The following is a 13,753-nucleotide window of genomic DNA, read 5'->3' as shown; positions in this document are numbered from 1 at the left end:
TTCCGCCCGGTAACGACCCTGGCACTCTTCGCACGCGAGTGCCAGACTTCCCCGGCCCAGTGTACGGCCGGGGGGTACGACGTCGGCAAGGCCGGTCCGCGCCGTGGTGCCGGGGGACGTCGTCCCCGCTAGCGTCCCGGTCATGACCGTGACTTGGGAAGAGTCGGGATGGGAGCAACTGGCGCCGGGGGTCGGTCGGCGCCGGCTGCCGGGGTGGGACTGCACCGCGGGGCTCGTGGCGGGCGCGGACGCCGTCCTGGCCGTCGACGCGGGCTCCTCCCTCGCCGAGGGCGCGCGGTTGCGGAGCGAGGCGCGGGAGCTGACCGGCCGCCGTGTGACGCATCTCGCGCTCACCCATCCCCACTTCGACCATGTCCTCGGAGCGCCCGCGTTCGCGGACGCGGAGGTGTACGGGGCGGTCGGCCTGGACGTGGCGCTCGCCGAGCGGGGGCGGGACGAGCTGCGGGCGGACGCGGTGCGCTGGGGTCTCGACCCGGCGGAGGCCGACGCGGCGGTGGCGGCGCTGGTCCCGCCCCGGCACGCGGTGTCCGGCGAGTGGACGCTGGACCTGGGCGGCGGCCGCCAGGCGCTGCTGGCGAACGTGGGTCCCGGGCACACGGCGTACGACCTGGTGGTGCTGGTGGCCGGGGACCCGGAGGTGGTGTTCTGCGGCGACCTGGTCGAGGAGTCGGACGAGCCGCAGGCGGGCCCGGACGCCGTCCCGTCCCGCTGGCCGGACGCCCTGGACCGGCTGCTGCGGCTGGGCGGCGAGGACGCGGTGTACGTCCCCGGCCATGGCGCGGTGGTCGACGCGGCGTTCGTACGGGCCCAACGGGACGCGCTGGCGGCCCGGTTCGGCGTGTCGGAGTGATCATCGGGCCGGTGTCGCTCGTATCGTCGGCAGAATGCGCCAGTACTCCGCCGATCTGACCCCTCCGTGGAAGAAGCCGCAGTCCGTCCCCGAGGTGCCGGCCGAGCCGGGCCTCGTGGTGGAGGAGCCCGGCACCGGGTTCTGCGGCGCCGTGATCCGCTGCGAGGCGGGCACGGTGACCCTGGAGGACCGCTTCGGCAAGCACCGGGTGTTCCCGCTGGAGCCGCGGGGGTTCCTGCTGGAGGGCCGCGTGGTGACGCTGGTCCGCCCCTCCTCCGGCCCCGCCCGCCCCACCCGCACGGCGTCAGGCTCGGTCGCCGTCCCCGGCGCACGGGCGCGGGTCGCCCGCGCCGGGCGCATCTACGTCGAGGGCCGGCACGACGCCGAGCTGGTCGAGAAGGTGTGGGGCGACGACCTGCGGATCGAGGGGGTGGTCGTCGAGTACCTGGAGGGCGTGGACGACCTCCCGTCGATCGTGGAGTCCTTCGCCCCCGGGCCCGACGCGCGGCTGGGGGTGCTGGTGGACCACCTGGTGCCGGGCTCGAAGGAGTGGCGGATCGCCCAGGCGGTGACGAGCGAGCACGCGCTGGTGGTGGGGCATCCGTACATCGACATCTGGGAGGCCGTGAAGCCGGCGTCGGTGGGGATCGAGGCGTGGCCTCGTGTGCCGCGGGGGGTGGACTGGAAGACGGGGGTGTGCGGGGCGCTGGGGTGGCGGGTCGCGCACACGGGGGAAGCATGGCGCCGCATCCTGGACTCCGTCCACTCCTACAAGGACCTGGAGCCGCAGCTCCTCGGCCGGGTGGAGGAACTGATCGACTTCGTCACGGCGCCGGCGTGACACCCGGGTTTTTCGCCCCCGCCGCCCCTTCCCGTCCCGTCCCGTCCCTGGGGGCTGCGCCCCCAGACCCCTTGTCGGCCCTGGCGGGCCTCGTCCTCAAACGCCGGACGGGCTGAAATCAGCCCCTCCGGCGTTTGAGGGGCGGGGTCCGGGGCGGAGCCCCGGGGTCGGGTATGGGAAGGGGCAGGGGGGCGAACAACCCTCTGGTCAGTCGACCAGGTCCCGCACCACCGCGTCCGCCAGCAGCCGCCCCCGCAGGGTGAGGGCCGCGTGGCCCTCGGCGAACGGCTCGGGGCGGAGCAGGCCGTCCGACAGCGCGCGCCGGGCCGCAGCCAGCCCCTCCTCCCGGAGCAGATCCAACGGCACCCCCTCCCGAAGCCGAAGCTCCAGCAGAATCCGCTCCACCCGCCGGTCCTCGGAGGACAACACCTCACGCCCCGCCCCCGGCGACCGCCCCTCCCCCAGCGCCGACGCATACGCCCCCGGGTGCTTGACGTTCCACCACCGCACGCCACCGACGTGCGAGTGGGCTCCGGGCCCGGCCCCCCACCAGTCCGCGCCCCGCCAGTACAGCTCGTTGTGCAAGCAACGCCCCGCCTCCGACGTCGCCCAGTTCGACACCTCGTACCAGGAGAACCCCGCCCCCGCCAGCATCTCCTCCGCGATCAGGTACCGGTCCGCGTGGACGTCGTCGTCCGTCATCGGCACCTCTCCCCGCCGGATCCGCCGCGCCAGCTGCGTGCCCTCCTCGACGATCAGCGCGTACGCGCTGACATGGTCGGGGCCCGCCCCGATCGCCGCGTCCAGCGAGGCACGCCAGTCGTCGTCCGACTCCCCCGGCGTGCCGTAGATCAGATCCAGGTTGACGTGGTCGAACCCGGCCGCCCGCGCCTCGGCGACGCAGGCCTCCGGCCGGCCGGGGGTGTGGGTGCGGTCGAGGATCTTCAGCACGTGCTGCCGGGCACTCTGCATGCCGAAGGAGATCCGGTTGAAGCCGCCGGCCCGCAGTTCGGCGAGGTAGGCGGGGTCGACGGACTCGGGGTTGGCCTCCGTCGTGACCTCGGCGTCCGGCGCGAGACCGAACTCCTCTCGGATCGCGCCCAGCATCCGCACCAGGTCGCCCGCGGCGAGCAGCGTGGGCGTGCCGCCGCCGACGAACACCGTGCGCACCGGCCGCGGGTCGTCGCCGAGCACCTTGCGGGCGAGCCGGATCTCGTCGACGAGGGTCTCGGCGTAGTTGTCGCGGGAGGCGAGCACGCCGCCGGTGCCGCGCAGCTCGGTGGCGGTGTAGGTGTTGAAGTCGCAGTAGCCGCAGCGGGTCGCGCAGTAGGGGACGTGCAGGTAGAACCCGAGGGGGCGGTCGGCCGCCCCGGCGAGCGCGGACGCGGGCAGCGCGCCGTCGGCGGGGACGGGCTCGCCGTCGGGGAGTGCGGAAGGCATGTGCTCCATTGTCCCGCACCCTGGACCTTCCCTTTCCCGGCCCTCACTCGGCCTGGAGCACCAGCAGGGCCATGTCGTCCGCCGGGGGCCGCGCCCCGAACTGGTGCACGAGCCGGGTGATCCGGTCCGCTATCGCCCCGGCCTCCATCCCGGCGCAGCCCGCCAGCGCGCGGGCCAGTCCGTCGCCGTCGTCGAACTGCCGTGACCCGGAGCGCCGCTCGGTGACTCCGTCGGTGACGCAGAGCAGGGTGTCGCCGGAGTACATCTCGAAGGTCTCGCTGGTGTACCCGGCGTCCTCGACGACCCCGAGCAGCGTCTGCGGCTGGGCGACGGCTCGTACGGCGCCCTCCGGGTCGAGGAGGAGGGGCAGGGGGTGGCCGGCGGAGGCGATGGTGCAGCGGACGCCGCCCTCGAAGGGCACCAGTTCGCCGTAGAGGAGGGACAGGAATCGGGTCTGGGGGCCGTCGCCGGGGGCGGTGGGGCGTGCCCCGGCCGCCACCAGCGCGCGAGCCGCCGCGTCGGCGGCCTCGGTGGCGTCGTCGAGGAGGAGCTGGTTGAGCCGGTCGAGGACGTCGGCGACGCGGTAGCCCTCGCGGGCGAGCAGCCGCAGCCAGGGGCGGACCAGGCCGATGACGACGGCCGCCTCGGGGCCCTTGCCCTGGACGTCGCCGACGGCGAAGCACCAGCGTCCGTGACCGGCCGGGAAGAGGTCGTAGAAGTCGCCGCTGGGGCCGCCCTTGTCGCACGGTTCGTGGACGAGGGCGCTGCGCACGCCGGGGATCTCGGCGACGGCGCCGGGCAGCAGGCCGCGCTGGAGCACGGCGCTGATGGTGGCCTGGCGGGCGTACTGCCGGGCCGCCCCGATGGCGAGCGCGACCCGGCGTCCCAGGTCCTCCACGAGCCCGGTGATCTCGTCGGGGAAACGGTCGATGCCGCCCCGCCCGATCACCAGCGTGCCGAGCGGGCGCCCCCCGGCGACGAGCCGGTACGCGAGCGCGGCTCCGGGCGGATCGAGGGCGGGCCCCTCGGCGTCACCGGGCGGAGGCCCGCCGGCCTCACGGGACGCCACTCCGTCGACGCCCCCGGACACGGCGGACACCGGACTGCCGGCCTTCCGAGCCACGGCGGACGCCGGTCCCTCAGAGCCGACGCACTCCGAACCGCCGACCTCCCCAGCCACGGCGGACGTGGGCCCGTCCGCGCCCCCGGACGCGGCGGACGCCGGCCCTCCGGCGGCCCGGGAGGCGACGCGCTCCCGCCCGTCGGCTCGCTCCGCCGCCGGGCCGCCCGCGCGTCCGGACCGGTCCGGCGTGCCCGGTTCCGCGCCCTCCACAACGGTGGCCCCCGGCCACGGATACCGCACCGGCCCCGTGCCCAGCGGGTCGTCCGACTGGGGCGGCGGTGTGCGTTCGAGGGCCCGGCTCAGCTCCTCCACCAGGTGCTCGCCGGCGTGCCAGACGCGGGCGAGGCGGCCTCCCGCTCCGGGGCGGCCGCCGTGCGCGGTGGCCTCGTCCTCCAGCCAGACCGCGCACCAGTCGGCGAGCCGGGGCACGATCAGCTGGCCGGTGAGGGAGGCGACCAGGTCCTCGTCCAGCTGTCCGGCGAGCAGGTCGGACGCCTCGGCGAGGAAGGACAGCGCGCCCCGGCCGAGCCAGGCACCGTCGCGGCCGGGGCGGCGGGCCAGCCAGTCGTCGCCGTAGGATGCGGCCCGCCAGGCGTCCCGGGGGCCTTCGCGCGGGCCGTCTCGGGGTCCGGTGTGCCCGCGCGGGGCGAGGGGGTCGGGCGGGTCGCCGGAGAGGGCGGCGGCGGCGCGCAGGTCCCGCGCCGGGGCGCGCTCCCCGGCGTACGCGGCGGGCGGGCCGGCGGGCGCCTCCTCGCGCGTGGGCAGCCGCGCCCACACGGTCTTGCTGCCGGCGCGGTAGGTGACGCCCCAGGACTCGGCGAGCGCGGCGACCAGGCGCAGGCCGCGCCCGTACTCGGGGATGTCGTGCGCCGGCGCCTCCACGGCGTCGTCGCGGGGCGTGCGGGAGGGGTGCCGGTCGGCGACCTCGACGACGAGCGCGCCGGTGTCCTCCTCCAGCCTGCAGGTCAGGTGGACGTCGGTGCCGGCGTGCACGACCGCGTTGGTGACCAGCTCGCTGGCGACCAGGGCGGCGTCGTCGCCGACGCGGCCGGTGAGGAGGTCGGCGCCGTCCGCCGAGGCCTGCGCCCATTCCGTGAGCGCCTTGCGCAGCAGCGCGCGTGCGGAGCCCGGCGCGAGGGGACTTCCGGACAGCGTCGCCTCCACCCGTGTGCTCCCCCGCACGTCGGAGGCGCACGAGGTGGTCTCCCGTTGGGTCGGAATGGCCCGCATGGGCAGCTCCCCGGGCAGTTCGTACGAAGAGAACTCGATCGCTTGCCGACAGGGTGACAGAACGGACCCGCCCATAAGCGTGGAGTCACGAAAGTGGACCGCTTGCCGGGGGAACAGTGCTACCCGTTCGGTCAGCAACGGCACCGCGACCGCTCGTTTCCGGTCATCGCGGAACGAGGGCTGTCGGGCCCGCGCCGGCCGGCGCGGGCCCGCACAACAGGAGCCCCGACGGGAGCCCCGAAGGAGCCTCAGGAGAAGTCGAGGACCAGGCGCCCGCGCAGCCCGCCCGCCTCCAGCAGGCGGTGCGCCTCGGCCGCGTCGGACGCGGGCAGCACCTTGGCGACGCGCAGGGACAGCACGCCCTGCTCGGCCTGGAGCCGCAGGGTGTCCAGCAGGGCGGTGTCGGTGCGGACGCTCGCCACGATCACCGGGATCACCGTGACGCCGCGTTCCGCGGGGCCCTGCCAGCCGCGCAGCGCGACGAGGGCACCGCCGTCCGCGACCGCGGGGACGGCCTCCTCGCGCTGGTCGGAGCCGTCCACCAGGCCGGGCACACCGTCGGGCGCCAGTTTCCGGATGCGGGCGGCGACGTCCGTGCCGCGGTCGACGACATGGTCGGCGCCGAAGCCCCGCACCAGGTCGCGGTCGTGCGGGGCGGCGTCGGCGACGACGGTCAGACCGTCGGCCTTGGCGAGTTCGACCGCGTAGCCGCCGACGGCGCCCGTCGCGCCGGTCACGGCGACGGTGGCGCCCTCGGGCAGCGCGAGGGTGTCGAGGGCCAGCCGGGCGGTGGCGGCGTTCATCAGGAGGGTGGACGCCTCGGCGTGGTCCGTTCCGGCGGGTGCGGGGACCACCGACTCCGCGGGCACGACGACGTGTTCGGCGTAGGCGCCGCCCCGCGGGCGGGTGAACATCACGATGGCGACGACCCGTTGCCCCACGGAGAGCCGGCCGTCGACGCCGGGGCCGATCTGGTCGATCACGCCGGCCGCGTCCATACCGGGCACGAACGGGGGCGGCACATCCGTCATCCGGGGGGCGTGGCCGCCGGTGCGCAGCATGACGTCGGTGGGGTTCACGGCGGCCGCGTGCACCCGGATGCGGACCTCACCGGGTCCCGCCTCGGGGGTGGGGAGCTCCATCTCCCGCAGGACCTCGGGACCGCCGTACGTGGTTAATGCGATTGCCTTCATGGCGAGAGGCAACCGCGCCGGCCCGCGATCGATTCCCGGAACCGGCGGCACAAAAAGCGGAAGGTCGGCTTCGGCCGGGAGGGCGTGCGCCCTCCCGGCCAACGGTCCGTCACTTCTCGATCGTGCCCTCGTACATCTCCTCGATGAGGTGCTTGTACTCGCGCTCCACCACCGGGCGCTTGAGCTTCAGGCTCGGGGTGATCTCGCCGTGCTCCACGTCGAGGTCGCGCGGCAGCAGGCGGAACTTCTTGATGGTCTGCCAGCGCTGCAGGCCCTCGTTGAGCTGCTTGACGTAGCCGTCGACCATCTCGACGGTGGCGGGCGCCGCGACGATCTCCGCGTACGGCTTGCCCCCCAGACCGTTCTCGGCCGCCCAGGCAGTGAGGGCGGCCTCGTCGAGCGCGATGAGGGCGGTGCAGTAGTTCCGGTCGGCGCCGTGCACCAGGATGTTGGAGACGTACGGGCAGACCGCCTTGAACTGGCCCTCGACCTCGGCCGGCGCGATGTACTTGCCGCCGGAGGTCTTGATCAGGTCCTTCTTGCGGTCGGTGATGCGCAGATAGCCGTCGGCGGACAGCTCGCCGATGTCGCCGGTGTGGAACCAGCCGTCCTCCTCCAGAACCTCTGCGGTCTTGTCGGGGAGGTTGTGGTAGCCCTGCATGATGCCGGGGCCGCGCAGCAGGATCTCGCCGTCGTCGGCGATGCGGACCTCGGTGCCGGGCAGCGGCTTGCCGACGGTGCCGGTGCGGTAGGCCTCGCCGGGGTTCACGAAGGAGGCCGCGGAGGACTCGGTGAGGCCGTAGCCCTCCAGGATGTGAATGCCGGCGCCGGAGAAGAAGTAGCCGATCTCCGGGGCGAGGGCGGCCGAGCCGGAGACGCAGGCGCGCAGCCGGCCGCCGAACGCCTCGCGGATCTTGGCGTAGACGAGCTTGTCGGCGAGGGCGTGCTTGGCGCGCAGTCCGGCCGGGGCGGTCGCGGCGCCGGTGCGGCGGAAGTTGTCCTGCGTGACCTTGGCGTACTCACGGGCGACGCCCGCGGCCCACTGGAAGATCTTGTACTTGGCGCCCCCGCCGGCCTTCGCCTTGGCGGCGACGCCGTTGTAGACCTTCTCGAAGATGCGGGGAACGGCGGCCATGTAGGTCGGCTGGACCACCGGCAGATTCTCGATGATCTTGTCGACGCGGCCGTCGACCGCGGTGACATGACCGACCTCGATCTGGCCGGAGGTGAGCACCTTGCCGAAGACGTGCGCCAGCGGCAGCCACAGGTACTGCACGTCGTCACTGGTGACCAGGCCGGTCGCGGCGATCGCCTTGGCCATGTACGCCCAGTTGTCGTGCGGCAGGCGCACGCCCTTGGGGCGGCCGGTGGTGCCGGAGGTGTAGATGAGGGTGGCGAGCTGGTCCTTGGTGAGGGCCGCGACCCGCTCCTTGATCAGCTCCGGCTCCTTCTGGAGGCGGGCGGCGCCGCGCTTCTCCAGTTCGGCCAGGGTGATGACGAAGTCGTCGGTGTCGACGCCCTCGGGGTCGATCGCCACCACGTGGGTCAGCTCGGGCAGCTCGCCGCGCTTCTCGACGGCCTTGGCGACCTGCTCGGCGTTCTCCGCGATCAGCACCCGGCTCTGCGAGTCGGAGAGGATGTACGCGGACTCCTCGGCGTTGGTCTGCGGGTAGATCGTGGTGGTGGCGGCGCCGGCGCAGAGGATGCCGAGGTCGGTGAGGATCCACTCGACGCGGGTGGCGGACGCGAGGGCGACCCGCTGCTCCGGCTGCACGCCGAGTTCGATCAGGCCGGCCGCGATCGCGTGGACGCGTTCGGCGGCCTCGGCCCAGGTCAGCGACTTCCAGTCGTCCGGGCCCTCCCCTGAGGCCGGTGGGACCGGGTAGCGGTAGGCCTCGGCGTCCGGTGTGGCCGCCACACGCTCCAGGAAGAGGGTCGCCACGCTCGGCGGACGGTTCTCGATCAGTGTCTGTGTGTCGCTCACGACATCCTCCGGGGCCCGCGACGGTGCGGCTGGCTCAGTGCGGCTGGGGTTTCCTCGCAGCGTTGTTTAACTCGCGAGTAACTATCGAGCACGGACAGAGTAAAGGTCGACCGGCCACTGCGTAAGGGGCCACGGCCTGTAACTTCACACAGACAGTCACGCGAGGAACGTACGGGGCCCGCCGCACGGACGTGCGACGGGCCCCGATTCGCCCGGTTTGCGGAGTGACCCCCGGTAACCCGCGGCTACTTCTTGGCCTTGCCGGATCCCGCGTTCTCGTCGCTGGAGAGGACGGCGATGAAGGCCTCCTGGGGAACCTCCACGGAACCCACCATCTTCATCCGCTTCTTGCCTTCCTTCTGCTTCTCCAGCAGCTTCCGCTTACGGGAGATGTCACCGCCGTAGCACTTGGCGAGGACGTCCTTGCGGATGGCGCGGATGGTCTCGCGGGCGATCACCCGGGAGCCGATGGCCGCCTGCACGGGCACCTCGAACGCCTGCCGCGGGATCAGCTCCTTCAGCTTGGCGACGAGCCGCACGCCGTACGCGTACGCCTGGTCCTTGTGGGTGATCGCGGAGAACGCGTCCACCTTGTCGCCGTGCAGCAGGATGTCCACCTTGACCAGGCTGGACGTCTGCTCGCCCGTGGGCTCGTAGTCGAGGGAGGCGTAGCCGCGGGTCTTGGACTTCAGCTGGTCGAAGAAGTCGAAGACGATCTCCGCGAGCGGCAGGGTGTAGCGGATCTCCACCCGGTCCTCGGAGAGGTAGTCCATGCCGAGCAGGACGCCGCGCCGGCTCTGGCACAGCTCCATGATCGAGCCGATGAACTCGCTGGGCGCGAGGATCGTGGCCCGCACGACGGGCTCGTAGACCTCGCTGATCTTGCCCTCGGGGAACTCGCTCGGGTTGGTGACGGTGTGCTCGGTCCCGTCCTCCATGACCACGCGGTAGACCACGTTGGGGGCGGTGGCGATCAGGTCGAGGCCGAACTCGCGCTCCAGCCGCTCGCGGATCACGTCCAGGTGCAGCAGGCCGAGGAAGCCGACGCGGAAGCCGAAGCCGAGCGCGGCGGAGGTCTCCGGCTCGTACACCAGGGCGGCGTCGTTGAGCTGGAGCTTGTCGAGGGCCTCGCGCAGCTCCGGGTAGTCCGAGCCGTCCAGCGGGTACAGCCCGGAGAACACCATCGGCTTGGGGTCCTTGTAGCCGCCGAGGGCCTCCGTGGCGCCCTTGGACTGGCTGGTGACGGTGTCACCGACCTTCGACTGGCGGACGTCCTTCACACCCGTGATCAGGTAGCCCACCTCGCCGACGCCGAGGCCGTCCGCGGCCAGCATCTCCGGCGAGTTGGTGCCGATCTCCAGCAGCTCGTGGGTGGCGCCGGTGGACATCATCTTGATGCGCTCGCGCTTGTTGAGCTGGCCGTCGATGACACGGACGTAGGTGACGACACCGCGGTAGGAGTCGTAGACCGAGTCGAAGATCATCGCGCGGGCGGGGGCGTCCGCGACGCCGACCGGGGCCGGGATGTCGGCGACCACGCGGTCCAGCAGCGCCTCGACGCCGAGGCCGGTCTTCGCGGACACCTTCAGCACGTCGTCCGGGTCGCAGCCGACCAGGTTCGCCAGCTCCTCGGCGAACTTCTCCGGCTGCGCGGCCGGCAGGTCGATCTTGTTCAGCACCGGGATGATCGTGAGGTCGTTCTCCATCGCCAGGTACAGGTTGGCGAGGGTCTGCGCCTCGATGCCCTGGGCGGCGTCGACCAGGAGGATGGTCCCCTCGCACGCGGCGAGCGACCGGGAGACCTCGTACGTGAAGTCGACGTGCCCCGGGGTGTCGATCATGTTGAGGATGTGCGTCTTGCTCTTGTCGTGGGTCGGGGCCCACGGCAGACGCACCGCCTGGGACTTGATCGTGATGCCGCGCTCGCGCTCGATGTCCATGCGGTCGAGGTACTGAGCGCGCATCTGCCGCTGCTCGACCACACCGGTCAGCTGGAGCATCCGGTCGGCGAGCGTGGACTTGCCGTGGTCGATGTGCGCGATGATGCAGAAATTGCGGATCAGCGCCGGGTCGGTACGGCTCGGCTCGGGCACATGGCTAGGGATCGCGGGCACGCAGGGTCCTGATTCTTGAGGCGTCCGCATACGTGTGCTTGTCCGTCTGCGGTCTCGGGTCGGATCGATACGTAGCTTCCATGGTCCCACGGGTGGCGACCTGGGACGGGTTTGGGCCACGGAATGGCCCGCTGGTAGTGTGGGGGGCTGTGTCTCATGCCCTCTCAGCGCGAGGCACACCCCAAGAAATCACCCGGTGCGAAGCCGTGCGTCAGCGTACGGCCCGTGCCAGAACCTGTAGAGGCTCATTCGTGGCGAACATCAAGTCCCAGATCAAGCGGAACAAGACCAACGAGAAGGCCCGGCTGCGCAACAAGGCCGTCAAGTCCTCTCTGAAGACCGCGATCCGCAAGGCCCGCGAGGCCGCCGCCGCGGGTGACGCCGAGAAGGCCACCGAGTACCAGCGCGCCGCTGCGCGCCAGCTCGACAAGGCCGTCTCGAAGGGCGTCATCCACAAGAACCAGGCCGCCAACAAGAAGTCGGCGCTGGCTCGCAAGGTCGCGTCCGTCAAGGGCTGAACCACCCTGATCTGACCGTCGGCGGGACCCGGGCGGGCCCTCTCTCATCCGCCCCCGGCCGACACCCCCGAGCCCGTACGCGGCCTGCGTTCGCCACGCGGGTACGGGCTCGACAGCTTCATCCGGAGGCCCCGTCCCCCGCCCTTCCCCAGGGCGGGAGGCGGGGCCTTCGGCATGTACGTCTACGAGGGCTACGCCCGGCCGCGGGAGCGGGCCGCGCGGGCGATGGTGACGACCGCCTTCTCCAGGGCGTACTCCGGGTCGTCCCCGCCGCCCTTCACGCCCGCGTCGGCCTCGGCGACCGCGCGCAGCGCCACGGCGACGCCGTCCGGGGTCCAGCCGCGCATCTGCTGGCGCACGCGGTCGATCTTCCAGGGGGGCATGCCCAGCTCACGCGCCAGGTCGGCGGGGCGGCCGCCGCGCGCCGAGGACAGCTTGCCGATGGCGCGGACGCCCTGCGCGAGCGCGCTGGTGATCAGCACGGGGGCCACGCCCGTCGACAGCGACCAGCGCAGCGCCTCCAGGGCCTCCGCCGTGCGTCCCTCGACGGCCCGGTCGGCGACCGTGAAGCTCGACGCCTCGGCCCGCCCGGTGTAGTAGCGGCCGACGACGGCCTCGTCGATGGTGCCCTCGACGTCCGCGACGAGCTGCGTGACCGCGGAGGCCAGCTCGCGCAGGTCGCTGCCGATGGCGTCGACGAGCGCCTGGCACGCCTCGGGCGTCGCCGAACGCCCCGCCGTCCGGAACTCGTTGCGCACGAACGCCAGCCGGTCCGCCGGCTTGGTCATCTTCGGGCAGGCCACCTCGCGCGCGCCCGCCTTGCGCGCCGCGTCCAGCAGCCCCTTGCCCTTGGCGCCGCCCGCGTGCAGCAGCACGAGGGTGATCTCCTCGGCGGGCGAGGACAGGTACGTCTTGACGTCCTTGACGGTGTCGGCCGACAGGTCCTGCGCGTTGCGCACGACGACGACCTTGCGCTCGGCGAACAGCGAGGGGCTGACCAGCTCGGCGAGGGTGCCCGGCTGGAGCTGGTCCGGGGTCAGGTCGCGTACGTCCGTGTCGGCGTCGGAGGCCTTCGCGGCCGCCACCACCTCCCGCACGGCGCGGTCGAGCAGCAGCTCCTCCTGGCCCACGGCGAGCGTCACGGGGGCGAGAGGGTCGTCGGATGCGTTCTTCCTGGCCATCGCCGACAAGCATCCCACGGGCCACCGACAACCCGGCCCGGCCGCTCGTGCGGAGGCCGTTACGGCTCCTCGCGCCAGCCGTCCCACCCGGCGAGGAACTCGTTCAGCTCGCCGGGGTCCAGCCGGCCCGCCTCGTCCCGCAGCAGCACGAGCCACTGCGCGTCCTCCGCGTCGTCCTCCCCCGCGAGGGCGTCCCGCACGAGCCGCGGCTCCTCGTCCACGCCGAAGCGCTCCTCCAGCGCCTCGGCCACCTCCTCGGCCGCGTCCCGGTCGGGCAGCACCAGCACATGTCGCACATCACTCACACGGCTCATTGTCCGGTACGGGGTCAGCCGTCCGTCCCGCCGCCCCGCACCGCCGGCGCCGCGTCGAGCGTGATCCCGAACTCGTCCCGGTAGATCCCCAGCACCTCCGCGTCCGACCCTGCCTCCCGCTCCTGCCGTGTGCCGTCGGGAGCCGTGAGGGTCAGCCGCCGGCCGCTGAGCGTGATCCGCCCGCCGTCCTCGGTGACCCGCGAGCACACCAGCGACCGGGTGAAGTGGGAGTGCGGCGAGGTGCGGTGCCACCAGGCTCCCGCCGTGAAGTCGGCGAGCGCCCTGGGCCGTGTCTCCAGCCGGTACACCGGCCGCCCGTCGCGCAGCACGTCCAGGTCCGCCGCGTCCGCCGCCCCGTGACCGCCGCGCACCCCGGCCGCGTCCGGCTCGGCCTCCGCGATCCGGAAGACGCCCGCCGAGTCACGCTGCTCCCCTCGCTCCCCGAAGGCGAGCGGCAGATGGAAGTGCGAGCCGAAGCCGACGTCCGCCAGCCAGTCGCCGCCGTGCTCCGTCCGCACCCGCAGCGCGAGATGGTCGTACGGGATGCCCAGGCGTCCGCCCTCCCCGTACACCCGTGCGGCGAGCAAGGTGACGTCGTAGCCGAGGGCGGTCAGCAACGCACCGAAGGCGCCGTTGAGTTCGTAGCAGAACCCGCCGCGCCCGGCCTCCACCACCTTGTCCAGCAGCCGCTTCTCGTCCAGCACGATCTCCTCGCCGAGATGCACGGACAGGTTCTCGAACGGCACGGTCCGCAGATGGCGCAGATGCAGCTCCCGCAGCGCGTCCGGCGTGGGCCGGGCGGGCCGCTCCACCCCCAGGCGGCGCAGATAGGCGTCGGTCGTCGCGGCGTCGGTCGTCGCGGCGTCGGTCGTCGCGGCGTCGGTCGTCGCGGCGTCGGTCGTCGCGGCGTCGGTCGTCGCGGCGTCGGTCCCGTCGGTCATGGT

The 13,753-nt window shown here is 73.1% G+C and carries 11 protein-coding genes; 3 read left to right on the top strand and 8 right to left on the bottom strand.

Annotation, left to right across the window (positions count from 1 at the left end; genetic code table 11):
• Positions 1-142: 142 nt before the first annotated feature.
• Positions 143-871, top strand: a complete 729-nt coding sequence (locus ACQY0Z_RS12735) for an MBL fold metallo-hydrolase (RefSeq protein ID WP_439812280.1) — start codon at positions 143-145, stop codon at positions 869-871.
• Positions 872-905: 34 nt separating this feature from the next.
• Complete coding sequence (locus tag ACQY0Z_RS12730; protein WP_381729984.1) at positions 906-1,712, top strand: DUF3097 domain-containing protein; 807 nt, start codon at positions 906-908, stop codon at positions 1,710-1,712.
• Positions 1,713-1,919: 207 nt separating this feature from the next.
• Here the strand turns inward: ACQY0Z_RS12730 and hemW are convergent, their stop codons facing one another.
• The 5 genes from hemW to lepA form a co-directional block, all read right to left on the bottom strand.
• The gene (gene hemW / locus ACQY0Z_RS12725) at positions 1,920-3,152 is read right to left on the bottom strand and encodes a radical SAM family heme chaperone HemW (RefSeq protein WP_381728989.1); all 1,233 of its coding nucleotides are present in this window, start codon (positions 3,150-3,152) and stop codon (positions 1,920-1,922) included.
• Between the two features lie 43 nt (positions 3,153-3,195).
• Complete coding sequence (locus ACQY0Z_RS12720; RefSeq protein WP_439812279.1) at positions 3,196-5,505, bottom strand: SpoIIE family protein phosphatase; 2,310 nt, start codon at positions 5,503-5,505, stop codon at positions 3,196-3,198.
• Positions 5,506-5,753: 248 nt separating this feature from the next.
• A complete protein-coding gene (locus tag ACQY0Z_RS12715) occupies positions 5,754-6,698 on the bottom strand; it encodes an NADP-dependent oxidoreductase (RefSeq protein ID WP_381728987.1) in 945 nt (314 codons plus the stop codon).
• A gap of 109 nt (positions 6,699-6,807) precedes the next feature.
• Positions 6,808-8,682 carry an AMP-dependent synthetase/ligase gene (locus ACQY0Z_RS12710; RefSeq protein WP_439812278.1) on the bottom strand — a complete coding sequence of 625 codons (1,875 nt, stop codon included), beginning with the start codon at positions 8,680-8,682 and terminating at the stop codon, positions 6,808-6,810.
• A gap of 245 nt (positions 8,683-8,927) precedes the next feature.
• Positions 8,928-10,796, bottom strand: a complete 1,869-nt coding sequence (lepA, locus tag ACQY0Z_RS12705; protein ID WP_189901846.1) for a translation elongation factor 4 — start codon at positions 10,794-10,796, stop codon at positions 8,928-8,930.
• 251 nt (positions 10,797-11,047) lie between these two features.
• Here lepA and rpsT point away from each other — a divergent pair, with 251 nt between their 5' ends.
• On the top strand, positions 11,048-11,314 hold the full coding sequence (gene rpsT, locus ACQY0Z_RS12700) for a 30S ribosomal protein S20 (RefSeq protein WP_019523131.1): 267 nt from the start codon (positions 11,048-11,050) through the stop codon (positions 11,312-11,314).
• 191 nt (positions 11,315-11,505) lie between these two features.
• Here the strand turns inward: rpsT and holA are convergent, their stop codons facing one another.
• The 3 genes from holA to ACQY0Z_RS12685 are packed head-to-tail and all read right to left on the bottom strand — an operon-like array spanning position 11,506 to position 13,750.
• Positions 11,506-12,495, bottom strand: coding sequence for a DNA polymerase III subunit delta (gene holA, locus ACQY0Z_RS12695; protein ID WP_189901847.1), 990 nt, complete (start codon positions 12,493-12,495; stop codon positions 11,506-11,508).
• A 59-nt stretch (positions 12,496-12,554) separates the two neighbouring features.
• Positions 12,555-12,800: a hypothetical protein gene (locus tag ACQY0Z_RS12690; RefSeq protein ID WP_189901848.1), complete on the bottom strand. Its 246-nt coding sequence runs from the start codon at positions 12,798-12,800 to the stop codon at positions 12,555-12,557.
• 23 nt (positions 12,801-12,823) lie between these two features.
• A complete protein-coding gene (locus ACQY0Z_RS12685; RefSeq protein WP_439812277.1) occupies positions 12,824-13,750 on the bottom strand; it encodes an arylamine N-acetyltransferase family protein in 927 nt (308 codons plus the stop codon).
• Positions 13,751-13,753 lie beyond the last annotated feature (3 nt).

This window comes from Streptomyces sp. P9-2 (assembly GCF_051903975.1).
Classification (GTDB): Bacteria; Actinomycetota; Actinomycetes; order Streptomycetales; family Streptomycetaceae; genus Streptomyces; species Streptomyces cellulosae.
Note: the sequence above shows the minus strand (reverse complement) of the source record. Positions and strands in the feature narration are given on the sequence as shown.